We start from the raw sequence: 22,505 nt of genomic DNA, 5'->3' as shown, positions 1-22,505 counted from the left end.
GGTCCGGCCGGGTTCAGGCTGGAAACGCCGGCATCAGGCCGTCGCTGAAAAAATACGCTCGACGAAGGCAGGCGCCATCCGGGTCGCTGGCCCCTTCACCTGTTCGTCGAAGCGGGAGGCTCAGCCGGCGCATTTCAGGTTGAGTTCGATCGTCGAGGAGCCGGCGGCGCGCCTGTATCCGGAAAACATCACTCGGCGGGTGATGATACCGGAGCGGCACCGAGCCTCAAACCCGCGTGCCGCCGACCGTCATCTGGTTCATCCTCAGATGCGGCTGGCCGACGCCGACAGGTACGCCCTGGCCGGCCTTGCCGCACATGCCGATGCCATTGTCGAGCTTCATGTCGTTGCCGACCATCGTGACGCGGTGCATGGCGTCAGGCCCGTTGCCGATCAGCATGGCGCCCTTGATCGGCTGCGTCACCTTGCCGTTCTCGATCATGTAGGCCTCGGTGCAGCCGAAGACGAATTTGCCCGACGTGATGTCGACCTGGCCGCCGCCGAAGGAGACGGCGTAGATGCCGTTCTTGACGGAAGCGATGATCTCGTCCGGCTCCATGTCGCCCGAGGTCATGTAGGTGTTGGTCATGCGCGGCATCGGCTGGTGCGCATAGCCTTCGCGCCGGCCGTTGCCGGTGGCTTTCATGCCCATCAGCCGGGCATTCTGCCGGTCCTGCATGTAGCCGACCAGCTTGCCGTCCTCGATCAGCACGTTGCGGGCCGAAGGCGTGCCTTCATCGTCGACGGTCAGCGACCCTCGCCGTTCGGGGATGGTGCCGTCGTCAACGACCGTAACGCCCTTGGCGGCCACCTGCTGCCCCATCAGGCCGGCGAAGGCCGATGTCTTCTTGCGGTTGAAATCGCCTTCCAGTCCGTGCCCGACGGCTTCGTGCAGCATGACGCCCGGCCAGCCGCTGGACAGCACGATGTCGAAAGTACCGGCCGGGGCCGGGATCGCCTCCAAATTGACCAGCGCCTGCCTGAGTGCCTCCCTGGCGGCGTGCTTCCAGCTATCCTCGATAAGGAAGTCGCCGAACGCCTTGCGTCCGCCCATGCCATAGGAGCCGCTCTCCTGACGGTCGCCGTCGCCGACGACGACCGAGACGTTGACGCGGACCAGCGGCCTGACATCGCGCACCACCTGGCCGTCGGCGCGAACGATCTCGACATGCTGCCAGGACGCGGCGATCGAGGCCGTCACCTGGCGCACGCGCTGATCCTCGGCGCGCAGCCAGGCGTCGATTTCCTGCAGCAGCTTCGCCTTGGCCTCGAAGGAAGGCGAGGGGATCGGGTTCTCGTCGCCGTAGAGGTGGCGGTTGGTTCGGGCGGGGGCTGCGGCAAGCGTACCGGAATAGCCACCCTTGACTGTCGACACGGCTTCGGCCGCGCGCAGCAGCGATGCCTCGGACAGGTCGCTGGAATGGGCGTAGCCGCTGGCTTCGCCCGCGACCGCACGCAGGCCAAAGCCCTGGTCGGTGTTGAAATTGGCGGTCTTGAGCCGGCCGTTGTCGAACATTAGCGCTTCGCTCTCGCTGTATTCGAGGAAAAGCTCGCCGTCGTCGGCGCCCTTGATGGTGTCGGAGACGATCTGCTTGATGCGGTCGTCTGAAATGTCGAATTGGCCGATCAGGCTGTTCATGGCGCGTCCGTCCGTCCGTGGGATGATTGCTTTCCCCCGATGTAGGCGTGAAGCCGCGCCCGCACAATCGGCAATGAAGATCGGCGCCGACGAATGACACCGTCCGCCGGATGCAAGGCATGCGTCTGGCGTCGGCAAGAGCCGCGTCCAGGTCTGGTTCAGCGCGAAGCCGCGATCAGGGCAGGGCGGCGAAACCCTCGGCGAAACCCTTGAGGTCGACCGGGATGCCGATGCCTTCTTCAGGCGTCTGGAAGACGATGAACGTTGCCGACGTGCCGGTCTTCAGCGTGTCGAGCAGCGGCTTTTCGAGAATGACCTCGGCATAACAGCCGTCCTGGAAGCAGCGCACGAAATAGGCGCGGCCAATGTCCTTGCCGTCGACGTTGAGGCCGAGGCCGTTTGGCAACAGCACGCCGAGCGGCGCCAGCACGCGCAGGATCTCGGCCTTGTTGTCGGCGGTGCGCAGCACGACGACCGAAAGCCCCATCTCCGGACGGTCCTCGGCGACGACGTTCTGCATCATCACGCATTGTTCCGAGGTGGCTCCGGCCGGCGTGTCGCAGATGATCGACCAGGCGCCATGCGTCGACTTGACCGTGCCGCTCGGCTGGGCCGCATCGGCTTGACCAGCGACGAACAGACCGGCCGCGGACAGGACGGCGAGAAACACGGCGTTCGCCAGGGTTCTCGAGAGGCCCGGTCGCGTATGCCTCAGTCTCGAAAGCCAAGAGTTCATGACGGCTCCATTGCGAATCACGGCACTTTAAGCCGCGCCAATGCCAAGTAAAGGACGAGACCGCGGCCGGACTGTCCCGAACAGCGCTTTTCCCTGCCAAATTCGCCTGAATTACGACGCTTTGCCCGGTCGCCGGCATAGGACGGACAGCCCGCCGAATAGACCCGATTCGCCACCATGGCCATTGCCCCGGACGAGCCACGCCAGCTCGCGCGCAAAAATGCCGCACGGTTTCGACCGCTCCTTTCTTGCGGAGGGAAAAAGAGTATGGTTTGAACCACCTTGAGACTGTCGGGATTCCCGTCCCGGCATTGTTCGTTATTCTCGTTGGCAAAGCCGCGAGGAACTGGGAGACGAAGAGGGCGATGAGAAATTTCCTAGCTGGCGCCAGGTTTCTAGCAAGTGCCAAGTTTCTGAGTGCTTGTGCCGCCGCCACGATTTTTGCCGGCACATCCGCCCATGCCGATCAGCCCGTGGAGTGGGAGACCACCTTCCAGGCGCCGGCGACCGACATGATGCGGCAGATCGAGTGGTTCGGAAACTACACGATGTGGTTCATCGTTCCGATCACCATCCTGGTGCTCCTTCTCCTCGCCTACTGCATCGTGAGGTTTCGCGCGAGCGCGAACCCGGTTCCCTCCAAGACCAGCCACAACACGCTGATCGAGGTGATCTGGACCGTCGGCCCGGTCGTCGTGCTGCTCTGCCTTGCCATTCCGTCGTTCCAGCTCCTGACCGCGCAATACACCCCGCCGGAAGAGGCCAAGCTGACGGTCAAGGCGACCGGCAACCAATGGAACTGGGACTACGAGTACCAGACCGACAACACGCTCGCCTTCAACTCCGCGATCCTCCAGGACGGTGACCGCGCCGCCGCCGGTAAGGAAGACCGCAAGGTCTATCCGCGCCTGCTCGCGGTCGACAATGAGCTGGTGGTGCCGGTCAACACCATGACCCGCGTGCTCGTCACCGCGACCGACGTGATCCATTCTTTCGCCATGCCGTCGTTCGGCATCAAGATCGACGCCATTCCGGGCCGTACCAACGAGACCTGGTTCAAGGCGGAGAAGGAAGGCCTATACTATGGTCAGTGCTCGCAGCTCTGCGGCAAGGACCACGCCTTCATGCCGATCGCCATCCGTGTCGTCTCGGATGCGCAGTTCAAGACCTGGCTGGCGGCAGCCAAGACCAATCTGCCGGGCGCCAACAAGACGCTCATGGCCGAGGTCGATGGCCAGAACAAGGTAGCGGCCGCCGGCAATTGATGCCGCGGGTTAGCAAGATTTAGGGAACGGAGCGGAACATGGCAGACGCTGCAGCTCACGATGGGCACGACCACAAGCCGTATCATGGCTGGGTGCGGTGGGTTTATTCGACCAACCACAAGGACATCGGTACGCTCTACCTGATCTTCGCGATCATGGCCGGTATCATCGGCGGCGCGCTGTCGGTCGCCATCCGCATGGAGCTGCAGGAGCCTGGGATCCAGATCTTCAGCGGCCTGGCGCAGATGGTCTACGGCATGAACGGTGACGCCGCGGTCGATGGCGGCAAGAGCATGTACAATGCCTTCGCCACAGCGCACGCCCTGATCATGATCTTCTTCATGGTCATGCCGGCGCTGATCGGCGGTTTTGCCAACTGGATGGTGCCGATCATGATCGGCGCTCCGGACATGGCGTTCCCGCGCATGAACAACATCTCGTTCTGGCTGCTGCCGCCGGCCTTCATCCTGCTGCTCACCTCGATGTTCATGCCAAGTGCACCAGGTGCTTACGGTGTTGGTGGTGGCTGGACGCTCTACCCACCACTGTCGACTTCGGGCCAGCCCGGACCGGCGATGGATCTGGCGATCCTGTCGATCCACATCGCCGGTGCGTCCTCGATCCTCGGCGCCATCAACTTCATCACCACCATCTTCAACATGCGCGCCCCGGGCATGACGCTGCACAAGATGCCGCTGTTTGCCTGGTCGGTGCTGGTCACCGCGTTCCTGCTCTTGCTGTCCCTGCCGGTTCTGGCCGGCGGCATCACCATGCTGCTCACCGACCGTAATTTCGGCACCACCTTCTTCGCTCCCGATGGCGGCGGCGATCCGCTGCTGTTCCAGCACCTGTTCTGGTTCTTCGGCCATCCGGAAGTGTACATCCTGATCCTGCCGGGGTTCGGCATCATCAGCCACGTCATCTCGACCTTCTCGCGCAAGCCGGTGTTCGGTTATCTCGGCATGGCCTACGCCATGGTCGCGATCGGCGCCGTCGGTTTCATCGTCTGGGCGCACCATATGTACACGACCGGCCTGTCGCTCGACACGCAGCGCTATTTCGTCTTCGCCACCATGGTCATCGCGGTGCCGACGGGCGTAAAGATCTTCTCCTGGATCGCTACGATGTGGGGCGGGTCGATCTCGTTCAAGACGCCGATGCTGTGGGCGCTGGGCTTCATCTTCCTGTTCACCATCGGCGGCGTCACGGGCGTCCAACTGGCCAATGCCGGCCTCGACCGTTCGCTGCATGATACCTATTTCGTCATCGCGCACTTCCACTACGTGCTGTCGCTGGGCGCGGTGTTCGCCATCTTCGCCGGCTGGTATTACTGGTTCCCGAAGATGACCGGGTACATGTACTCCCCTGTCATCGCCAACACCCACTTCTGGGTCACCTTCGTCGGCGTCAACCTGATCTTCTTCCCGCAGCACTTCCTCGGCCTCGCCGGCATGCCGCGCCGCACCATCGACTATCCCGACGCGTTTGCGGGCTGGAACTATGTGTCGTCCATCGGCTCTTATATCTCGGCCGTCGGCGTCCTGATCTTCCTCTACTGCGTGTTCGAAGCCTTCCAGAAGAAGCGGGTGGCCGGCGCCAACCCATGGGGCGAGGGCGCAACGACTCTCGAATGGCAGCTGCCTTCGCCGCCGCCCTTCCACCAGTGGGAGCAGCTGCCGAAGATCAAGTAAGGCGGCTCCCACTCGAATGCGAAACCGCCGGTCCGCCGGCGGTTTTGGCCAACGGAATAATGGACTTGAGTACGCATGGCCCTAGTCGACAAAACCAGCATTGACGAAGCGGGCTTCCGCATGTCGGAAGCGACGGCGGGCGATTTCTTCGCCCTCCTGAAGCCGCGCGTCATGTCGCTGGTGGTGTTCACCGCCTTTGTCGGGCTGGTCGCGGCACCGGTGACCATCAATCCGCTGCTGGCGGTGATAGCCATCCTGGCTATTGCGATCGGGGCTGGCGCCTCGGGTGCCCTCAACATGTGGTACGACGCCGACATCGACGCGGTGATGACCAGGACAGCCAGCCGCCCGGTTCCGTCCGGTCGTATACAGCCGCACGAGGCGCTTAGCTTCGGCCTGGTGCTTTCGGTCCTGTCGGTGATGACCCTCGGCGTGCTGGTCAACTGGCTGGCCGCTACGCTGCTGGCCTTCACCATCTTCTTCTATGCCGTCGTGTACACGATGTGGCTGAAACGCTCGACGCCGCAGAACATCGTCATCGGCGGTGCCGCGGGCGCCATCCCGCCGGTTATCGGCTGGGCCGCGGCGACCGGGTCGGTCAGCCTCGAAAGCATCATCCTGTTCCTGATCATCTTCCTGTGGACGCCGCCGCATTTCTGGGCGCTAGCGCTGTTCAAGTCCGAGGACTATGGCCGCGCCGGCATCCCGATGATGCCGAACGTCGCCGGCCATGCATCGACCCGCCGTCAGATTTTTGCCTACGCACTGGTGCTGGCCCCGGTCGGCGTGCTGCCCTGGCTGCTCGGCTACACGACGCCATTCTATGGCGTGGCCGCTCTGCTGCTGGGCGTTGGTTTCGTCTGGTATGCCTGGAAAGTGCTTGGCATGGCCGATGACGACCGCGCCATGAAGCCGGCCAAGGCCCTGTTCGCCTATTCGCTGCTCTATCTCTTCGCCATCTTCGCTGCCTATCTGGCCGACTGTGTCGTCGAACGCGCGCTTGCCATGGGTGGGGCATGACCATGGTCGAGAAAGAACTCGAGACGGTCACCTTGACCGATCGCCAGAAGAAGGCCCAGCGCAGCCGTTCCATTGCGATGGGCGTAGCGCTGGCTCTGCTGGTCGTGATTTTCTACATCGCGACGATCGTGAAGTTCGGCCACAATTTGTCGGGCAAGATGTGATGAGCGTCGAGACGCCCAGAAAGACGGCCGGCAAGACCGGCAACCTCGTCGTCGCGGCTGTTTGCCTCGCCTTCTTCACCGGCATGATCGGCATGGCCTACGCAGCCGTGCCGCTCTACAAGATGTTCTGCCAGGCGACCGGTTATGGCGGCACGACGCAACGTGTCGAGAAGCAGTATGCCGGCCACGTGCTTGACCGCGAGATTACCGTCCGCTTCGACGCCAACATTGCTGGTGTGCCTTGGGATTTCCAGCCGGTCCAGCGCTCGATGACCATGAAGATAGGCCAGACCGTGCAGGCGCATTACCAGGCGACCAACAAGTTCGATCGCGTCGTCACCGGCCGCGCCACCTTCAACGTGCAGCCGGAACTGGCGGGCCCGTACTTCAACAAGGTCGAATGCTTCTGTTTCACCGATACGACGCTGAAGCCCGGCGAGACGCTGGACATGCCGGTCCTGTTCTATGTGGACCCCGATATCGTGAATGTGCCGGAACTGAAGGACATCAAGACGATCACGCTGTCCTATACGATGTTCCCGGTCGAGAAGAACAAGCCGGTCGCCTCCTCGGAGCCGGCCAAGGGCAATAGCAAGACAGTTTCAGATACCGAAGGAAATCTCGGGGGTTGATATGGCAGACGCGCACGCAAAACCACACCATGACTACCATCTCGTCGACCCGAGCCCGTGGCCTTTCCTGGGATCGGTCGGGGCGCTTGTCACCGCTTTTGGCGGTGTCTGCCTCATGGAATATTTGAAGGGCGGTTCCTTCCCGATCTTCGGCTTCAACATCGCCAATCCCTGGCTGTTCTTCATCGGCATCGTGATCGTGTTGTACACCATGTTCGCCTGGTGGTCGGACACGATCAAGGAAGCGCATGAGGGTCATCACACACGCGTCGTGTCGCTGCACCTGCGCTATGGCATGATCATGTTCATCGCCTCGGAGGTGATGTTCTTCGTCGCCTGGTTCTGGGCCTATTTCGATGCCAGCCTTTTTGCCGGTGAGGTGCAGAACTACGCACGCCACACGTTCACCGGTGGTGTCTGGCCGCCGAAGGGCATGGAGGTTCTCGATCCCTTCCACCTGCCGCTCTACAACACCGTCATCCTGCTGCTGTCGGGCACCACGGTCACCTGGGCGCATCACTCGCTCATCCATGGCGACCGCAAGGGTCTGATCAACGGCCTGGTGCTGACCGTCGGCCTCGGCATGCTGTTCACCATGGTGCAGGCCTACGAGTACATACACGCGCCGTTCGGCTTCAAGGATTCCATCTATGGCGCCACCTTCTTCATGGCGACCGGCTTCCATGGCTTCCATGTCATCATCGGCACCATCTTCCTGCTGGTCTGCCTGATCCGCGCGATGAAAGGCGACTTCACTCCCAAGCAGCATTTCGGCTTCGAGGCGGCCGCCTGGTACTGGCATTTCGTCGACGTGGTCTGGCTGTTCCTGTTCGCCTCGATCTACGTCTGGGGGTCGGCCGGCGCGGTGATCGAAGGTCACTGATCCCACCTTTGGGATTTCGATTTTAGAGAAGGCGGCCGCGGCGACGTGGCCGCCTTCTTCTTTTCGGCGCAATGATCGTCGATCGATGACGATGCGGCTGACTTCGGCAGTTTGCGCATTTGTCGTCTTGGCATTCCGGCTCTTGCCGCTGAGAAGATGATCTGGTGCGTGTCCGCAAGGCCGAACGGCTTCGGCTGGTGGGGTTGGCTGCTTCAATTGGTCGACTGGACCGATGGCCGCATTGCGGTTACGGACTCCGACAAGGACGAAATCTGGGCAATGGTGGCCGATGGGACACCGATCGACATCGAGCAATGACCATGAATGAAGACAACCATGAGTGAAGATAGGGCGATCTGGCCTCCGATCGATCCGATTTCGGCCGGCCTGCACGGCCGTTGTCCGCGTTGCGGCGAGGGGCGGCTGTTTTCCGGCTTTCTCACAGTCGGCAAGCGTTGCGTCAATTGCGGCCTCGACTATTCCTACGCCGATGCCGGTGACGGGCCGGCGGTCTTCGTCATCCTGATCATCGGCTTCATCATCGTCGGCCTGGCGCTGTGGGTCGAGGTGACGCTGAGCCCGCCGCTCTGGCTGCATCTGATGATATGGATTCCGCTGGCCCTGGTGCTGTGCCTGACGGCGCTCCGGTTGATCAAGGGCGTGCTGCTCACCCTGCAATACCGCAACAAAGCGGCCGAGGGCCGGCTGGACCGCGGCGAATGATCGAGGCTTCCGTCAGGGCCGGCGGCCGTTCGCGGCCGAGATCGGCGCTGTTGCTCGCCCTTGGCCTTGTGCTGTTCTTGGTCCTGCTGGCGCTCGGCACCTGGCAGGTCCAGCGCCTGCATTGGAAGGAAGGCCTGCTGCAGACCATCGACCAGCGCACGCATTCGGCGCCGCTGCCGCTGGCCGAGGTCGAGAAGGAATTCGACTCGACCGGTGACGTCGACTACACGCCGGTCACGGTTACCGGCACTTTCCTGCATTCCGGCGAACGGCATTTCTACGCGACCTGGGAAGGGGATGCCGGCTTCAATGTCTACACGCCGCTGGCCCTCGACGATGGCCGGTTCGTCCTGGTCAACCGTGGCTTTGTGCCCTACGACCTCAAGGACGCCGCCAAGCGCGCCAAGGGACAGGTAACGGGCAAGGTCACGGTCACCGGGCTTGCCCGCAACCCGCTGCCGGCAAAACCCTCGATGATGCTTCCCGACAATGATGTGGGGAAGAACATCTTCTACTGGAAGGATCGCGACGTCATGGCCGCGAGCGCCGGCCTACCGGCCGGGTTCACGCTGGTGCCGATCTTCGTCGATGCCGACAAGACGCCAAATCTTGGCGGCCTGCCGGTCGGTGGCGTCACCATCATCGACCTGCCGAACAGCCATCTGCAATACGCTGTCACCTGGTATGGGCTTGCCGCGGCGCTTGCCGCCGTACTCATCCTACGGCTTCGCCGGCCGGCGAAAGAGGACTGAACGCGAGCGATACCCTTGACAGGGCAGGGGTGGGCACCTCATTTCGGCGCTGACGAACCGGCAGGATTTAATGCTTCACACAATCGCCAAGCCTCCTCTGACGATCCGGCTCTGCCAGCCGCGCGGTTTTTGCGCGGGCGTCGACCGTGCCATCCAGATTGTAGTGCTGGCACTGAAGAAATATGGCGCGCCGGTCTATGTCCGCCACGAGATCGTGCACAACCGCTATGTCGTCGAGGGGCTGCAAAGCCTCGGCGCCGTCTTCATCGAGGAACTTTCCGAAATCCCGGCCGAACATCGGCAGTCGCCGGTCGTCTTCTCGGCACATGGCGTGCCCAAGTCGGTGCCGGCGGACGCGCAGGCCCGCAACCTTTTCTATCTCGACGCAACCTGTCCGCTGGTCTCCAAGGTCCACAAACAGGCGATGCGTCACCAGCGGCTTGGCCGCCACGTTCTGCTGATCGGCCACGCAGGGCACCCCGAGGTGATCGGCACCATGGGACAGTTGCCGGAAGGCGCGGTAACGCTGATCGAGACCGAAGCCGATGCCGCCCGGCTTGCGCCAGCCGATCCCAAGGCACTCGGTTTCGTCACCCAGACCACGCTCTCGGTCGAGGATACCGCCGGCATTATCCGCGCGCTGCAGGAGCGCTTTCCGGACCTGCAGGCGCCGGCGGCGGAATCGATCTGCTACGCCACCACAAACCGTCAGGAAGCGGTCAAGGACACAGCCCCGGGTGCCGACCTCTATCTGATCGTCGGCGCCCCCAATTCCTCGAATTCGCGCCGCCTCGTCGAAGTTGCGGAACGCGCCGGCGCCGCCATGTCGCTTCTCGTGCAGCGAGCCGCCGAAATTCCGTGGAATGACATCGGCGGCATTTCGACCCTCGGCCTGTCGGCGGGGGCATCGGCGCCGGAGATCATCGTCGACGAGATCATCGACGCGTTCCGCCAGCGTTTCGATGTGACCATCGACCTGGCCATCACGGCCACCGAAACAGAGGATTTTCCGGTCATGCGGGTATTGCGCGATGTCGAACTGACACCGGCCGACATGGCCTTCGTCAACGGGGCCGCGTGAACGGCCATGGCGGTCTATACAGACGTCGCGGAGGGCGAACTCGGCGCTTTCCTGAAGCACTATCCGGTCGGCAATCTCCTGTCCTACAAGGGCATCGCCGAAGGCACCGAGAATTCGAATTTCCTGCTGCACACCTCCAGCGGCTCCTACATCCTGACGCTCTATGAAAAGCGGGTCGAGAAGGCGGATCTGCCGTTTTTTCTCGGATTGATGGGTCATCTCGCAAACAAGGGGGTGTCCTGCCCGCTGCCGGTGACCGCGCATGACGGCAGCCTCATCGGCACGCTGGCCGGCCGGCCAGCGGTCGTCATCACCTTCCTTGAAGGGCTTTCGCTGCGGCGACCGGCCGCAACGCATTGCGCCGAGGTTGGCAAGGCGCTGGCGGCGCTGCACCTGGCCGGCGCCGATTTTTCGATGAGGCGCCCGAACGCGCTCGCACTCGACGGCTGGCGCAAGCTTTGGGATGCGTCTCGCGGCCGCGCCGACGAGGTCGAGCCGGGCCTTGCGGCCGAGGTCGACGCCGACTTCGCCGATTTCGAGCAGAACTGGCCCAAGGGCCTCCCCGAGGGCATCATCCATGCCGATCTTTTCCCGGACAATGTCTTTTTCCTCGGCGAGAAGCTTTCGGGTCTGATCGATTTCTATTTCGCCTGTGATGATCTCTACGCCTACGATGTCGCGACCTGTCTCAACGCCTGGTGCTTCGAGAAGGATTTTTCCTTCAACCTTACCAAGGGCAAGGCATTGCTTGCCGGTTACCAGAGCGTGCGCCCCCTGAGCACCGAGGAGAAGGCGGCGCTGCCGATGCTGGCGCGCGGCTCGGCGCTGCGCTTCATGCTGACCCGGCTCTACGACTGGCTGACCGTGCCCGATGGCGGCCTGGTGATGAAACGCGACCCGACCGAATACATCAGAAGGATGCGGTTCCATCGGGCGATCAGGTCTCCTTCGGAATATGGATTGGCCGAAAATGGGGCATCATGAGCAAGCAGGTTGAAATCTTTACCGATGGCGCCTGTTCAGGCAATCCCGGCCCCGGCGGCTGGGGCGCCATCCTGCGCTTCAACGGCACCATCAAGGAGCTTTCCGGCGGTGAGGCCGAAACCACCAACAACCGCATGGAATTGCTGGCGGCCATTTCGGCGCTGAACGCGTTGAAGGAGCCTTGCACGGTCGAGCTTCATACCGACAGCAAATACGTCATGGACGGCATTTCCAAATGGATCCACGGCTGGAAGAAGAATGGCTGGAAGACCGCCGACAAGAAGCCGGTCAAGAACGGTGAGCTTTGGCAGGCGCTGGACGAGGCCAACCGGCGCCACAAGGTCACCTGGAACTGGGTGAAGGGCCATGCAGGCCATACCGAGAACGAGCGTGCCGACGAACTGGCAAGGGAAGGCATGGCGCCGTTCAAGAAAGGGCCTTTCAGGCCGGCGGCGGCAGCGCCAAAACCTGATGCCCAGGCAAAACAACCGCTGGCCTCGAAGGCTCGTCGTTCGACCCAGAGCTATTGAGCTCCCGTTTCGCGGCGGCCGGCTGGAGAGTTTCTGTCATGCCGATCGCCTACTACATCACCCATCCCCAGGTTCAGATCGACGCCACCATTCCGGTACCGGATTGGGGCCTGTCCGACGTCGGCCGGGCCAGGGCACACGCAATGCTGGACCAGCCGTGGATCGCATCGATCGGGCGTGTGGTGTCGTCGGGCGAGCGCAAGGCCATCGAAACCGCCGAGGTGCTCGGGCGGCATCTAAATCTTGCCGTGCAGGTCAGGCAGCGGATGCATGAGAACGACCGGTCGGCGACGGGTTTCCTGCCGCCTCCGGAGTTCGAGGCGGTCGCCGATCAGTTCTTCGCCAATCCACACGAAAGCGTTCGCGGCTGGGAGCGGGCCATCGATGCGCAACAGCGCATCGTGAGCGAGGTCGAAGCCGTGCTCGACGTCAACGACGCCGGCAACATTGCTTTCGTCGGACATGGAGGCGTGGGAACGCTCCTGCTGCTATCGCTGAGCGACAGGCAGATCAGCCGCGAAGCGGATCAACCGGCGGGCGGCGGCAACTATTTCGCTTACGATCTCGGCGCGCGCCGCCTCATCCATGGATGGCGGCCGATCGACAGGCTGTCTTGACCGGGCGCTCGGCAGCGTAGGCATGGCGCACAGGCTCTTCTGGTGGCGTAGCAGTTGCTCAAGGATATGGATGGGAGTAATATTTCCTACTATGGAGCAATGCAGGAAGGACGCAGCGTGGCAAACGTTGAAAAAATGAGCGTGGCTGTGACCCCGCAACAGGCAGCCCTGATGCGCGAGGCTGTGGAAGCAGGCGAGTATGCCACCGCAAGCGAGATTGTGCGTGAAGCGGTGCGGGATTGGCTGGCCAAGCGCGAACTGCGGCATGACGATACCCGCCGGCTGAGACAGCTGTGGGATGAAGGCAAGGCAAGCGGGAGATCTGAGCCTGTGGATTTCGATATGTTGCGAAAGGAAGCTCGGCGAAAGCTGACGGAAGCCTCGCCGAATGGCCGTTAGCCACGGCTGACCTCATCGATATCTACATCATGATAGGCAGCGAAAACATACGGGCGGCCGATCGTTATTATGATCAGTTGGAAGCGCGGGCTCGGCAACTGGCGGACCAGCCGCGCATGGGTGTCAGGCGACCGGATATCAGGCCTTCCGCACGAATGCTGGTGGAGGCGCCGTTTGTACTGCTCTACGAAACCATTCCGAACACGGACGATGGCCCAGTCGACTGGGTTGAAATCGTCCGTGTGGTGGACGGGCGTCGGGATCTGAACCGTCTATTCTAATGCATGTCGCCCGGAAGTGTCCCCGGTTCCGGGATAACGACATGCATAAAATCAGAAGCTTACAGCAGGTCGGGCGAATCCTATTCGCCGCGACATGCTGTAGCTGTCTAGCGGATCAGCAGCGCCGTGCCCCAAAGCCCGAGCGCGAACACCGTGTGCGACACGAGGTTGAGGGCGCGGATCCGCATCGGGTTCGGCCGCTTTGAAACCGCCCAGCCGGCGCCCATGCCTGGCGCCAGCAGAAACCAGCCGGCCCCGACGGTGACGATGCCGAGGATGAAGGCGGGCAAGAATGTCGGCGCGGCCAGCCAGCCTGCGCCAGCCAGCACTACGAGGATGATGCCGTAGACGATGCCGACGAAGTAATGGAAAGCCCAGCCCAGCGCCTTCTCGTGGGCATAGGGCGCCGCATCGCCGATGTCGTCGTGAAACACCTTGTCGCCGAGATGCCAGACCCAGCGCCCGACCGGCCCCCAGTTCGGCCGTGGCTGGCCGAACGCCTTGTGCAGAAAGAAGGCCCAGATATCCATCAGGACGGTGGCGCCGACGCCGATCGCGATAGCGCGCCAGAAGATGTCAGACATCATTGATCCCCCGGGGAGCGGGCAGTTCTGGAGCGCAGCCGCTGCCAGGCAAGGCTGGCCGTTGCGGCCTCGCCCTGACCGGACGTCGAACTTCAGAGCTGGCCGAGAATATGAGCCGCGCCGGACTCGTCGACGCCGGGTTTGGTCTCGACGTTGAGCGCGGTGACCTTGCCGTCGTCGACAATCATCGAAAACCGCTTCGAGCGCAGGCCCATGCCGCCACCGGACAAGTCCGCGTCAAGACCGACCGCCTTGGCGAAATCGCCGTTGCCGTCGGCGAGGAACAGGATCTTGCCTTCGCCGCCGGTGAAGCGCGCCCAGGCGCCCATGACGTGGACATCGTTGACCGAAACGACGGCGATGGTGTCGACGCCGCGCGCCAGGATCGCGTCATGGTTCTCGAGATAGCCGGGCAGATGGTTGTTGCTGCAAGTCGGCGTGAAAGCGCCGGGAACGCCGAACAGCACCACCTTCTTGCCCGGGAAAATCTCGGCCGACGTGATCGGCTTGGCGCCATCGGCTGTCATGGTCTTGAAGGTCGTCTCGGGCAGCTTGTCGCCAACGGAGAGGGTCATGAGTTCCTCGCTTGGGGATTGGGGAAGGACGCGTTTTGCGATAGCGAAACGTGCCTGTTTCCGCAACTGGCCAGCAGCCGGTATCGAGACGGCCAAGCTCAAGGAAAAGGCAGCAGCCCTTCGACCGCGCCCGCCGAACTCGTCAGCGTGTAGTGGAGCCCGCCGTCCGTCGGCGTCGTCGAGGGGCGATCGAGGATCGGCACGGTGAAGATCAACTTGCCGTCCTTTTCCGCGCGGGAAGGACTACCGAACATATAATCGCGCTCGCCGGCGACGAAGAAATCCGTTGCCTGCGGATCGCCAGGAAAACTCGCCTCGACCACCAGCGTCTCGTGATCGCCCGGGAGCACCTTGACGCCGAAGTCAGGTTTTGCAGCCGCCGGCAATGCAGTGACACTCGCCTTTACCAATGCCGCGTCGTCGGCATTGTCGGGATCGGAAGCGGGATCGACGCTCAGCCGTGTCTGCACCGGGATGCAGATGGTTTCACAAATGCCGAGAAAGATGTCGGCATCGATAACAGCCGGCTGGTTTGGCGTCGCCAGCGTGAACGTCACCGGCAGCGAAACCGGGTGGTTGTAGCCGGCCCATTTGCCATAGCCATCGTCGTGGCGCTGCGGCGCGGGAAAGGACAGTGTGGCATCGGCAATATTGGTGCTGGCCGATATGTCGAGCTGCGGCGGCACACCTGCGTCCCCCGGGTCGCGCCAGTAGGTCTTCCAGCCGGGTTTGAGCGCGATATCGAGAACACCCTGGATACGGCCGGCATCGTCCGGCTTGCCTGATGTCACCAGCCGCACCTTGCCGCCCTCGCTATTGTACCAGGCGGATGACGAGGCGGTGGCGGGAAGGGAGGTTGCCAAACCGATGGCGGCGCCGAGCAACAGGGGTTTCAAGCTTTGCATGGCGATGATTTGATCGTCCGTTCGTGGCCGCGCAATGATTTCATGGCCTTGCTGATATCATATTTGCGTGACCTTCGCGGGCAAGCCAAGACCGGCCTGGCAATATGGGCTTTGGTCGAATCCGGTACGGCGCATCTTTTCGACGCCCGGGAAACACGGTACCCTGCCTGGCATGGATTTGTTGCGCCACAAGAAGACAGCCGCCGGCGGCGGCTTTCTCGACGATCAGTTCCTGATTGCCATGCCTGGCATGAAGGATGATCGTTTCACGCGCTCGGTCATCTATATCTGCGCCCACAGCGATGAAGGCGCGATGGGCCTGATCATCAACCAGACACAGCAGATGCTGTTTCCGGACCTTCTGGTGCAGCTCGGCATCATGAACGAGCTGGAGGCGATCCGCCTTCCGGCGCAGGCGCGCGATTTCGTCGTGCGCAATGGCGGGCCTGTCGACCGCAGCCGGGGCTTCGTCCTCCATTCGGGCGACTACCGCGTGGACTCCTCGCTCACCGTTTCCGACGACATCTGCCTGACCGCGACCGTCGACATATTGCGGGCGATATCGTCAGGGCGCGGGCCGCGCCGCGCGCTGATGGCGCTCGGCTATTCCGGTTGGGGCGCCGGCCAACTGGAAACCGAGATCGCCGAGAATGGCTGGCTGACCTGCCCGGCGACGCCGGAACTGCTGTTCGACGCCGACATCGAGCGCAAATACGACCGGATTCTCGCCTCGATCGGCATCGATCTCGCCCATCTCAGCATGGCCGCCGGACACGCCTGAGATTCTTCTCAAGCCTGGGTTAGCGGATACTGCTCCTTCAGCGTCTTCAGCACCTGGTCGCCCGGCATCGGCGCGCCGAACATGAAGCTCTGCACATATTCGCAGCCCATCTGGCGCAGCTCCAGCGCATCGCGCTCGTCCGAAATGCCCTCGGCGACCACCGACAGGCCGAGCTCATGCGCCATGTTGACCATGGATTTGAGTAGCACCGCGCGTTTTGGCGTGCTGTCGTCGACGAAGCTCTTGTCGATCTTGATGGTGTCGAAGGGGAACCGCGTCAGATAGGCGAGCGACGAATAGCCGGTGCCGAAATCGTCCAACGACAGGCCGATGCCGAGCTGCTTCAGCTTGGTCAGCACATGGGCCGTCTGCTCGGGGTTGTCCATGACCAGGGATTCGGTGAGTTCGAGCCGGAAGCAGCGCGGCTTCAAATTGGCGCGTGCGATCACGGAACGCACATCGCTGACCAGGTCGCGGCGGATGAGCTGGCGGCTGGACAGGTTGACCGAGACCGACAGCGGCGCATCGCCGATCTGCTTTTGCCATCCTGCGAGATCCTCGGCTGCCTGCTGCATGGCAAACAGCCCAAGCTGCACGATCAGTCCGCAGCTTTCGGCAACCGGGATGAAATCGGCCGGCGGAATCATGCCGCGGCGTGGATGGTCCCAGCGCAGCAACGCTTCGAAGCCGGCGACGCTGCCGTCTTCCAGGCGCACGATCGGCTGGTAGGCCAGCGTGAACTCGCGCCGCTCGATGGCGCGCCGCAGGTCGGATTCGAACTGCAGACGGTCGGTGCCGACGGTGCGGAACGCAGGGCGGAACGGCTCGATCCTGTCGCCGCCGAAGCGCTTGGCCTGATGCATGGCGAGTTCGGCGTCCTTGACCATGTCCTCGGCCGAGGTCTGCGCCGAGGTCCAGGTGATCAGGCCGATCGAGGCGGTCAGCACGATCTCTCGCTTGGCAAAGGTGATCGGGTTGTTGATCGCATGCTTGATCGCATCGGCCACGCCGGCGATGCGGGCCGGATCCTGCTCGGACAGCAGCATCAGCGCGAACTGGTCGCCGGCGAAGCGCGACAACGAATCCTTCGGCTTCAACAGCCGATGCAGGCGGCGCGCGATGGTGAGCAGGATGGTGTCGCCGGCCGAGATGCCGAGCCCGTCATTGACCTGCTTGAAGCGATCGATGTCGATGACGAAGACGGTCGGACGCACCTTCTCCTCGGTGCGGGCTATCGAAATGATCGCCTCCAGCCGGTTCATGAACAATTCGCGGTTCGGCAGGCCGGTCAGATTGTCGTGCACGGCGTCGTGCAGCAGTCGCTCCTCGGATTTCTTCTGTTCGGTGACGTCGACCATGGTGCCGACGCAGCGAATGACCTCGCCGTCCGAGCCGATGACCGGGCGTGCGCGCAGGGCAAACCAGTGATAGTGCCCGTCGGCTCCGCGCAGGCGGAAATTCTGCGCCACCTTGCCACGGCGATGCTCCAGAACGACGTCGAGCGTCGTGCGGAACGTGTCGCGGTCATCGGCATGCAGCACCGGCAGCCAGTTGCGCGCGGCCCCGCCCAGGCTGTTGGGGGCCAGGCCGAGCTGGATGCTGACATCGGGTTTGGTCACCACGCGGTCGCGCAGCACGTCCCAGTCCCACACCGTATCGCCCGACCCCGCAACGGCCAGCGCCTGTCGCTCGAGATCGGAGAACAGCCCCTGATGCAGCGCACCGCCTGCAAAGGCGTGCTGCATGACGGTGAAGCCGATCAACAGGATGATCAGGATCAACCCGCCGCCAAGTGCCGGTTGGGCGATGTCGTTGTCGAGCATGCCGGTGATCGCCATCCACGACCCGCACAGCCACAACAGCACCATGACCCAACTGGGCACCAGCATGATGGCTCGGTCATAACCACGAATACCGAGGAAGATGATCAGGCCGAGCCCGGTCAGCGCCGTGGCTGCAAACGAGATGCGGGCGATGCCGGCGGCGACGGCCGGATCGACGATGGCGACGCCGGCGATCAGCAGCAGGCCCAGAATCCAGACAAGGGCGCCATAGCTGAAATGGCCGTGCCATCGGTTGAGGTTGAGATAAGCGAACAGGAAGACCACGAAGGTCGCCGCCAGCGCCACCTCCGTTCCGGCCCGCCACATCTGTTCGTTGCCGGGCGAGATCTCGATGACTTTGTTGAGGAAGCCGAAATCGACGCAGATATAGGCAAGCACCGCCCAGGCAAGGGCCGCCGTCGCCGGGAACATCGACGTCCCCTTGACGACGAACAGGATGGTCAGGAACAGCGCCAGAAGGCCGGCGATGCCGATGACGATGCCGCGAAACAGCGTGTAGGAATTGACCGAGTCCTTGTAGGATTCCGGATCCCAGAGGTAGACCTGCGGCAGCTTCGGTGAAGCGAGTTCGGCGATGAAGGTGATCACCGTGCCGGGATTCAGCGTCACCCGGAACACGTCGGCATCGGGGCTGGTCTGGCGGTCGAGCGCGAAGCCTTCGCTGGGTGTGATGGCGGCGATGCGCGTCGAGCCCAGATCCGGCCAGAAGATGCCGGAATTGACCAGCCGGAAATGCGGCGCCACGATCAGCCTGTCGAGCTGCTGGTCGGTGGTGTTGGCGAGCGCGAAGACCGCCCAGTCGCCGGTCGAGCGGGCATCGTTGGCCTCGACCTCGATGCGCCGCACGATGCCGTCCGGCCCGGGCGCGGTCGACACCTGGAAGTTCTCACCCTGGTTGCGGTAGATCTCGACGGCGCGCGAAAGGTCGAGCGCGACATCGTCGCGCGCGATCTTGATGGGTTCGACGGCAAAGGCCGACGAAGCCGTGCACAGCGTCAGCATCGTCGCCAGAAGAAAGGCGAACAGCGGCCCGTTTCGCAGGAAATTCGTCAAAATCAGTCCTTCGTTCCAGCGCCCGGCGGATCGTCGGCGATCCGGGCGTAGAGGTAGTGGTCCTGCCAGATGCCGTTGATCCTGAGATAGGATCGCAGAAGTCCTTCGCGCCGGAATCCGGCTTTTTCAAGCACGCGGATCGACCGGATATTGTCGGGAATACAGGCGGCTTCGATCCGGTGCAACCTCAGCGTATCGAAGGCGAAGCGGGTCACCACCTTGACCGCGTCGGTCATCAGGCCACGGCCGCCGAAGCGCTCGCCGATCCAGTAGCCGACATGGCCGCTTTGCGAGACGCCGTGGCGTATGTTGCCGAGCGTAATGCCGCCCGCGAGCTTGCCGCTCGACTGCTCGAAGATGAAGAAGGCGATCGCGGTTCCCTGCGCATAGTCCTCGCGGTAGCGGCTGATGCGCAGGCGCCATGCCGTGCGGTCGAGTTCGTCGGGGGTCCAGCGCGGCTCCCACGGCTCCAGGAACGCCCGGCTTTCGCCGCGCACCGCCGACCACTCGCGGTAGTCGTTGGTGAACGGCACGCGCAGCGTGACGAGGTTGCCCTTCAGTGCCGGCAGGTCACGGCGAAAGAAAGGGAGCGCGAACACGGCGCTTGGGACTTAGACGGCGAGCCTGCGGGCCGTGGTCTGCGTGCCCGGAAGCGAATCGAGGATCGCCTCGTATGGTGCCAGCGTACCCACGGGCCCGACAGCGGTAAGCGTCGGCTTGGTCGAGAACATCCGCGACGACAGATCGGTCAGGCGCTCGACCGTCAGTGCCGCCAGCCGCTCCATCAGCTCTTCCTTTGCGATCGGGCGGCCGAACAGGAGCAGTTGCCGCGCGATCTGCGAGGCGCGGCTGGCCGGGCTTTCGGCGGACATGATCAGCCCGGCGCGATACTGGGCGCGCGCGCGGTCGAGTTCTTCCTGCAGAATGCTCTCGCCGGCCTTCTGCAACTCGTCGACGATGACGGGCACCAGTTTGGCGATGTCGCTCTGTCCCGTCGCGGCATGAACGCCGAATATGCCCGTGTCGGAAAAGCCCCAGTGGAAGGCATAGACCGAGTAGCACAGGCCGCGTTTTTCGCGGACTTCCTGGAACAGACGCGATGACATGCCGCCGCCGAGTATCATCGACAGCACCTGCGAGGCGTAGAAATCGCGCACGTGGTAGGCGCGGCCCTCGAAGCCCAGCACGATCTGCGCGTCCATCAGGTCGCGGTCCTCGCGGAAATCGCCGCCGACATATTGCGCGTATTGCGGAATGGTGCTGTCGGCCTTGCTGCGGAAACCGCCGAGCCGGTTTTCGACCTCGCGCACGAACTTGTCGTGCTTGATGTCGCCTGCGGCCACGATCACCATCCGCTCGGCGCCATATTGGCGTTCGATGAAATCGTGCAACTGCTTGGAGGTGAAGGATTTTACCGTTTCGGGCGTGCCCAGGATCGAGCGGCCGATGGTCTGGTGGCGGAAGGCCGTCTCGGTGAAACGGTCGAAAACGATGTCGTCGGGCGTGTCGTGCGCGGCGCCGATCTCCTGCAGGATGACGTGCTGCTCGCGCTCGAGTTCCTGCGGGTCGAATTCGGACTCCTGCAGAATGTCGGACAGGATGTCGACGGCCAGCGGCACATCGTCCGAGAGCACCCTGGCGTAGTAGGATGTGGTCTCGACGCTGGTGGCGGCATTGATCTCGCCGCCGACGTCCTCGATTTCCGAGGCGATCTCGAAGGCGCTTCGCCGCTTCGTCCCCTTGAACGCCATGTGCTCGAGCAGATGGGCCATGCCATGCTCTTCTTCGCGTTCATTGCGGGCACCGGACTTGACCCAGGCACCCAAGGCAACCGATTCGATACTTGGAAGGGTTTCGGTGGCGACTGTCAGGCCGTTCGACAGACGGCTTACCTCAACACCCATATGGCTCGTACTCCTTAACGCGCCGCCCGCGCGCGGCGGCTGACGTAATCTTCCACCATTTTGAGGTCGGATGGAAGTACCGTGTATTTTTCCTCAAATGTCATCAATCCCCCTAGCCATGCGGGCAGGGCGGGCGAGACCCCGCTGGCGGCCTCGACGGCGGCCGGGAATTTCGCCGGGTGGGCGGTGCCCAGCACCACCATCGGCACCGCGCCAGCCTTGCCCGCCGCCACGTGCATGGCCGCCGCCGTGTGCGGATCGAGCAGGTAGTTGCTGTTTGCCAGCGTCGAGCGGATGGTGGCGGCAACCTCGTCCATATCGGCGCGGCCGGCGTCGAATTCGGACCGCATCCCGGCGATTTCCGCGGCTTCGATGGTGAAAGCGCCCGATTGTTTCAGGCCGGCCATGTAGCGCCGCACCGTTGCCGCATCGCGATTTGAGGCCTCGAACAGCAGGCGTTCGAAGTTCGACGAAACCTGGATGTCCATCGACGGCGAGGTGGTCGCAAAGACCCCCTTGGTCCGGTATTCGCCGGTCGCAAAGGTGCGTGCCAATATGTCGTTGTCATTGGTGGCGATGACCAGCCGTTCGATCGGCAGGCCCATCTTCTTGGCGGCATAGCCGGCAAAGATATCGCCGAAATTGCCGGTCGGCACCGTGAACGACAGCGGCCTGTCCGGTGCGCCGAGCGACAGTGCCGAGGAGAAATAATAGACGATCTGGGCCATGATCCGCGCCCAGTTGATCGAATTGACCCCCGACAGCGACACCTGGTCGCGGAAGCCGTGATCGTTGAACATGTCCTTCAGCAGGCCCTGACAGTCGTCGAAATTGCCCTCTATCGCCAGCGCATGGACATTTTCAGCCGTCGACGTGGTCATCTGCCGCTGCTGCACCGGCGAGACGCGGCCATGCGGAAAAAGGATGAAGATGTCGGTGCGGCTGCGCCCGGCAAAGGCATCGATGGCCGCGCCGCCGGTATCGCCCGACGTGGCGCCGACGATGGTCGCATGCTGGCCGCGTTCGGCAAGCACATGGTCCATCAACCGGGCAAGCAACTGCATCGCCACGTCCTTGAACGCCAGCGTCGGCCCATGAAAGAGTTCGAGGACAAAAGTGTTGGCGCCGGTCTGCACCAACGGGCAGACGGCCTCATGGCGGAAGGTGGCATAGGCTTCGCGGACGAGGCGCTCGAAGACCGGCGCGGCGATCTCGCCGCCGAGAAACGGCGTCAACACGCGTATGGCGAGGTCGGGATAGGCAAGGCCGCGCATGGCGCGGATGTCGGCCGCTGAGAAGTGCGGCCATTCGCGCGGCACATAGAGCCCGCCATCGCGCGCCAGCCCAGTCAGGATAGCGTCGGAAAATCCAAGCGCGGGCGCTTCCCCGCGGGTACTCACATAATGCATGTCACAGATCCGTTTGCCGCCTGATTTTTCCGTTCACCACAAGGTGGTTAATT

The 22,505-nt window shown here is 63.0% G+C and carries 24 protein-coding genes and 1 pseudogene; 16 read left to right on the top strand and 9 right to left on the bottom strand.

Annotated elements, in window-relative coordinates; translation table 11 throughout:
• Window positions 1–226: 226 nt before the first annotated feature.
• A complete protein-coding gene (gene tldD, locus LB536_RS28140; protein WP_224598287.1) occupies window positions 227–1,639 on the bottom strand; it encodes a metalloprotease TldD in 1,413 nt (470 codons plus the stop codon).
• Between the two features lie 175 nt (window positions 1,640–1,814).
• Window positions 1,815–2,375 (bottom strand): invasion associated locus B family protein, encoded by a 561-nt coding sequence (locus tag LB536_RS28135; protein ID WP_140761112.1) that lies wholly within the window; start codon window positions 2,373–2,375, stop codon window positions 1,815–1,817.
• A 365-nt stretch (window positions 2,376–2,740) separates the two neighbouring features.
• On the opposite strand from LB536_RS28135, the gene coxB reads away from it, so the two are divergent.
• The 15 genes and pseudogenes from coxB (at window position 2,741) to LB536_RS28060 (ending at window position 13,397) form a co-directional block, all read left to right on the top strand.
• Window positions 2,741–3,640: a cytochrome c oxidase subunit II gene (gene coxB / locus LB536_RS28130; RefSeq protein ID WP_140761110.1), complete on the top strand. Its 900-nt coding sequence runs from the start codon at window positions 2,741–2,743 to the stop codon at window positions 3,638–3,640.
• Window positions 3,641–3,678: 38 nt separating this feature from the next.
• On the top strand, window positions 3,679–5,331 hold the full coding sequence (gene ctaD / locus LB536_RS28125) for a cytochrome c oxidase subunit I (protein WP_140761108.1): 1,653 nt from the start codon (window positions 3,679–3,681) through the stop codon (window positions 5,329–5,331).
• A 75-nt stretch (window positions 5,332–5,406) separates the two neighbouring features.
• A complete protein-coding gene (locus tag LB536_RS28120; protein ID WP_140811667.1) occupies window positions 5,407–6,351 on the top strand; it encodes a heme o synthase in 945 nt (314 codons plus the stop codon).
• Window positions 6,348–6,515, top strand: coding sequence for a hypothetical protein (locus LB536_RS28115; protein WP_181178701.1), 168 nt, complete (start codon window positions 6,348–6,350; stop codon window positions 6,513–6,515). The genes LB536_RS28120 and LB536_RS28115 overlap by 4 nt, the downstream gene beginning before the upstream one ends.
• Window positions 6,515–7,147 carry a cytochrome c oxidase assembly protein gene (locus LB536_RS28110; RefSeq protein ID WP_224598284.1) on the top strand — a complete coding sequence of 211 codons (633 nt, stop codon included), beginning with the start codon at window positions 6,515–6,517 and terminating at the stop codon, window positions 7,145–7,147. Before LB536_RS28115 ends, LB536_RS28110 begins: the two co-directional genes overlap by 1 nt.
• A 1-nt stretch (window position 7,148) precedes the next feature.
• Complete coding sequence (locus tag LB536_RS28105; RefSeq protein ID WP_140761102.1) at window positions 7,149–8,030, top strand: cytochrome c oxidase subunit 3; 882 nt, start codon at window positions 7,149–7,151, stop codon at window positions 8,028–8,030.
• A gap of 168 nt (window positions 8,031–8,198) precedes the next feature.
• A pseudogene (locus LB536_RS28100) lies at window positions 8,199–8,348 on the top strand (hypothetical protein); the annotation flags it as partial.
• 18 nt (window positions 8,349–8,366) lie between these two features.
• Entirely contained in the window at window positions 8,367–8,753 is a 387-nt protein-coding gene (locus LB536_RS28095) for a DUF983 domain-containing protein (protein WP_140761098.1), read from the top strand.
• Window positions 8,750–9,505: an SURF1 family protein gene (locus LB536_RS28090; protein WP_224598281.1), complete on the top strand. Its 756-nt coding sequence runs from the start codon at window positions 8,750–8,752 to the stop codon at window positions 9,503–9,505. The genes LB536_RS28095 and LB536_RS28090 overlap by 4 nt, the downstream gene beginning before the upstream one ends.
• Window positions 9,506–9,575: 70 nt before the next feature.
• Window positions 9,576–10,586, top strand: coding sequence for a 4-hydroxy-3-methylbut-2-enyl diphosphate reductase (ispH, locus tag LB536_RS28085; RefSeq protein WP_140761096.1), 1,011 nt, complete (start codon window positions 9,576–9,578; stop codon window positions 10,584–10,586).
• Between the two features lie 6 nt (window positions 10,587–10,592).
• Window positions 10,593–11,570, top strand: a complete 978-nt coding sequence (locus LB536_RS28080) for a homoserine kinase (protein WP_224598278.1) — start codon at window positions 10,593–10,595, stop codon at window positions 11,568–11,570.
• Window positions 11,567–12,100 (top strand): ribonuclease HI, encoded by a 534-nt coding sequence (rnhA, locus tag LB536_RS28075; RefSeq protein WP_140811665.1) that lies wholly within the window; start codon window positions 11,567–11,569, stop codon window positions 12,098–12,100. The genes LB536_RS28080 and rnhA overlap by 4 nt, the downstream gene beginning before the upstream one ends.
• A gap of 38 nt (window positions 12,101–12,138) precedes the next feature.
• On the top strand, window positions 12,139–12,717 hold the full coding sequence (locus LB536_RS28070; RefSeq protein WP_140761090.1) for a histidine phosphatase family protein: 579 nt from the start codon (window positions 12,139–12,141) through the stop codon (window positions 12,715–12,717).
• 54 nt (window positions 12,718–12,771) lie between these two features.
• Entirely contained in the window at window positions 12,772–13,116 is a 345-nt protein-coding gene (locus tag LB536_RS28065) for a type II toxin-antitoxin system ParD family antitoxin (protein WP_411966599.1), read from the top strand.
• A gap of 29 nt (window positions 13,117–13,145) precedes the next feature.
• Window positions 13,146–13,397: a type II toxin-antitoxin system RelE/ParE family toxin gene (locus tag LB536_RS28060; RefSeq protein ID WP_263489394.1), complete on the top strand. Its 252-nt coding sequence runs from the start codon at window positions 13,146–13,148 to the stop codon at window positions 13,395–13,397.
• Window positions 13,398–13,504: 107 nt separating this feature from the next.
• Here LB536_RS28060 and LB536_RS28055 read toward each other — a convergent pair whose 3' ends face one another.
• From LB536_RS28055 to LB536_RS28045, 3 genes are all read right to left on the bottom strand, one after another.
• Entirely contained in the window at window positions 13,505–13,981 is a 477-nt protein-coding gene (locus LB536_RS28055) for a DUF2938 domain-containing protein (protein WP_224598275.1), read from the bottom strand.
• Window positions 13,982–14,073: 92 nt separating this feature from the next.
• Window positions 14,074–14,556 (bottom strand): peroxiredoxin, encoded by a 483-nt coding sequence (locus tag LB536_RS28050; RefSeq protein ID WP_224598272.1) that lies wholly within the window; start codon window positions 14,554–14,556, stop codon window positions 14,074–14,076.
• A gap of 98 nt (window positions 14,557–14,654) precedes the next feature.
• On the bottom strand, window positions 14,655–15,461 hold the full coding sequence (locus LB536_RS28045) for a protein-disulfide reductase DsbD domain-containing protein (protein ID WP_224598269.1): 807 nt from the start codon (window positions 15,459–15,461) through the stop codon (window positions 14,655–14,657).
• Between the two features lie 172 nt (window positions 15,462–15,633).
• On the opposite strand from LB536_RS28045, the gene LB536_RS28040 reads away from it, so the two are divergent.
• Window positions 15,634–16,242, top strand: a complete 609-nt coding sequence (locus LB536_RS28040) for a YqgE/AlgH family protein (protein ID WP_140761079.1) — start codon at window positions 15,634–15,636, stop codon at window positions 16,240–16,242.
• A gap of 8 nt (window positions 16,243–16,250) precedes the next feature.
• On the opposite strand, the gene LB536_RS28035 is transcribed toward LB536_RS28040, so the two are convergent.
• From LB536_RS28035 to thrC, 4 genes are read right to left on the bottom strand one after another with little or no spacing between them, the layout of a single operon-like run.
• Window positions 16,251–19,139 carry an EAL domain-containing protein gene (locus LB536_RS28035; RefSeq protein WP_224598265.1) on the bottom strand — a complete coding sequence of 963 codons (2,889 nt, stop codon included), beginning with the start codon at window positions 19,137–19,139 and terminating at the stop codon, window positions 16,251–16,253.
• A gap of 2 nt (window positions 19,140–19,141) precedes the next feature.
• A complete protein-coding gene (locus tag LB536_RS28030) occupies window positions 19,142–19,738 on the bottom strand; it encodes a GNAT family N-acetyltransferase (protein ID WP_224598262.1) in 597 nt (198 codons plus the stop codon).
• Window positions 19,739–19,750: 12 nt separating this feature from the next.
• Window positions 19,751–21,043 (bottom strand): M16 family metallopeptidase, encoded by a 1,293-nt coding sequence (locus LB536_RS28025; RefSeq protein WP_224598260.1) that lies wholly within the window; start codon window positions 21,041–21,043, stop codon window positions 19,751–19,753.
• 14 nt (window positions 21,044–21,057) lie between these two features.
• Window positions 21,058–22,452, bottom strand: coding sequence for a threonine synthase (thrC, locus tag LB536_RS28020; RefSeq protein WP_224598259.1), 1,395 nt, complete (start codon window positions 22,450–22,452; stop codon window positions 21,058–21,060).
• Window positions 22,453–22,505 lie beyond the last annotated feature (53 nt).

It is taken from the genome of Mesorhizobium sp. ES1-3, assembly GCF_020164795.1.
In the GTDB taxonomy this organism is placed as follows: Bacteria; Pseudomonadota; Alphaproteobacteria; order Rhizobiales; family Rhizobiaceae; genus Mesorhizobium.
Note: the sequence above shows the minus strand (reverse complement) of the source record. Positions and strands in the feature narration are given on the sequence as shown.

What these genes read in the sequence shown, in the direction of transcription:
- LB536_RS28050 (WP_224598272.1), bottom strand. Translation starts at nt 14,556, where the DNA reads ATGACCCTCTCCGTTGGCGACAAGCTGCCCGAGACGACCTTCAAGACC.
- LB536_RS28120 (WP_140811667.1), top strand. Translation starts at nt 5,407, where the DNA reads ATGGCCCTAGTCGACAAAACCAGCATTGACGAAGCGGGCTTCCGCATG.
- coxB (WP_140761110.1), top strand. Translation starts at nt 2,741, where the DNA reads ATGAGAAATTTCCTAGCTGGCGCCAGGTTTCTAGCAAGTGCCAAGTTT.
- LB536_RS28090 (WP_224598281.1), top strand. Translation starts at nt 8,750, where the DNA reads ATGATCGAGGCTTCCGTCAGGGCCGGCGGCCGTTCGCGGCCGAGATCG.
- LB536_RS28095 (WP_140761098.1), top strand. Translation starts at nt 8,367, where the DNA reads ATGAGTGAAGATAGGGCGATCTGGCCTCCGATCGATCCGATTTCGGCC.
- thrC (WP_224598259.1), bottom strand. Translation starts at nt 22,452, where the DNA reads ATGCATTATGTGAGTACCCGCGGGGAAGCGCCCGCGCTTGGATTTTCC.
- LB536_RS28045 (WP_224598269.1), bottom strand. Translation starts at nt 15,461, where the DNA reads ATGCAAAGCTTGAAACCCCTGTTGCTCGGCGCCGCCATCGGTTTGGCA.
- LB536_RS28110 (WP_224598284.1), top strand. Translation starts at nt 6,515, where the DNA reads ATGAGCGTCGAGACGCCCAGAAAGACGGCCGGCAAGACCGGCAACCTC.
- LB536_RS28070 (WP_140761090.1), top strand. Translation starts at nt 12,139, where the DNA reads ATGCCGATCGCCTACTACATCACCCATCCCCAGGTTCAGATCGACGCC.
- tldD (WP_224598287.1), bottom strand. Translation starts at nt 1,639, where the DNA reads ATGAACAGCCTGATCGGCCAATTCGACATTTCAGACGACCGCATCAAG.
- LB536_RS28135 (WP_140761112.1), bottom strand. Translation starts at nt 2,375, where the DNA reads ATGAACTCTTGGCTTTCGAGACTGAGGCATACGCGACCGGGCCTCTCG.
- LB536_RS28055 (WP_224598275.1), bottom strand. Translation starts at nt 13,981, where the DNA reads ATGTCTGACATCTTCTGGCGCGCTATCGCGATCGGCGTCGGCGCCACC.
- ispH (WP_140761096.1), top strand. Translation starts at nt 9,576, where the DNA reads ATGCTTCACACAATCGCCAAGCCTCCTCTGACGATCCGGCTCTGCCAG.
- LB536_RS28080 (WP_224598278.1), top strand. Translation starts at nt 10,593, where the DNA reads ATGGCGGTCTATACAGACGTCGCGGAGGGCGAACTCGGCGCTTTCCTG.
- ctaD (WP_140761108.1), top strand. Translation starts at nt 3,679, where the DNA reads ATGGCAGACGCTGCAGCTCACGATGGGCACGACCACAAGCCGTATCAT.
- LB536_RS28060 (WP_263489394.1), top strand. Translation starts at nt 13,146, where the DNA reads ATGATAGGCAGCGAAAACATACGGGCGGCCGATCGTTATTATGATCAG.
- LB536_RS28040 (WP_140761079.1), top strand. Translation starts at nt 15,634, where the DNA reads ATGGATTTGTTGCGCCACAAGAAGACAGCCGCCGGCGGCGGCTTTCTC.
- LB536_RS28115 (WP_181178701.1), top strand. Translation starts at nt 6,348, where the DNA reads ATGACCATGGTCGAGAAAGAACTCGAGACGGTCACCTTGACCGATCGC.
- LB536_RS28025 (WP_224598260.1), bottom strand. Translation starts at nt 21,043, where the DNA reads ATGGGTGTTGAGGTAAGCCGTCTGTCGAACGGCCTGACAGTCGCCACC.
- LB536_RS28105 (WP_140761102.1), top strand. Translation starts at nt 7,149, where the DNA reads ATGGCAGACGCGCACGCAAAACCACACCATGACTACCATCTCGTCGAC.
- rnhA (WP_140811665.1), top strand. Translation starts at nt 11,567, where the DNA reads ATGAGCAAGCAGGTTGAAATCTTTACCGATGGCGCCTGTTCAGGCAAT.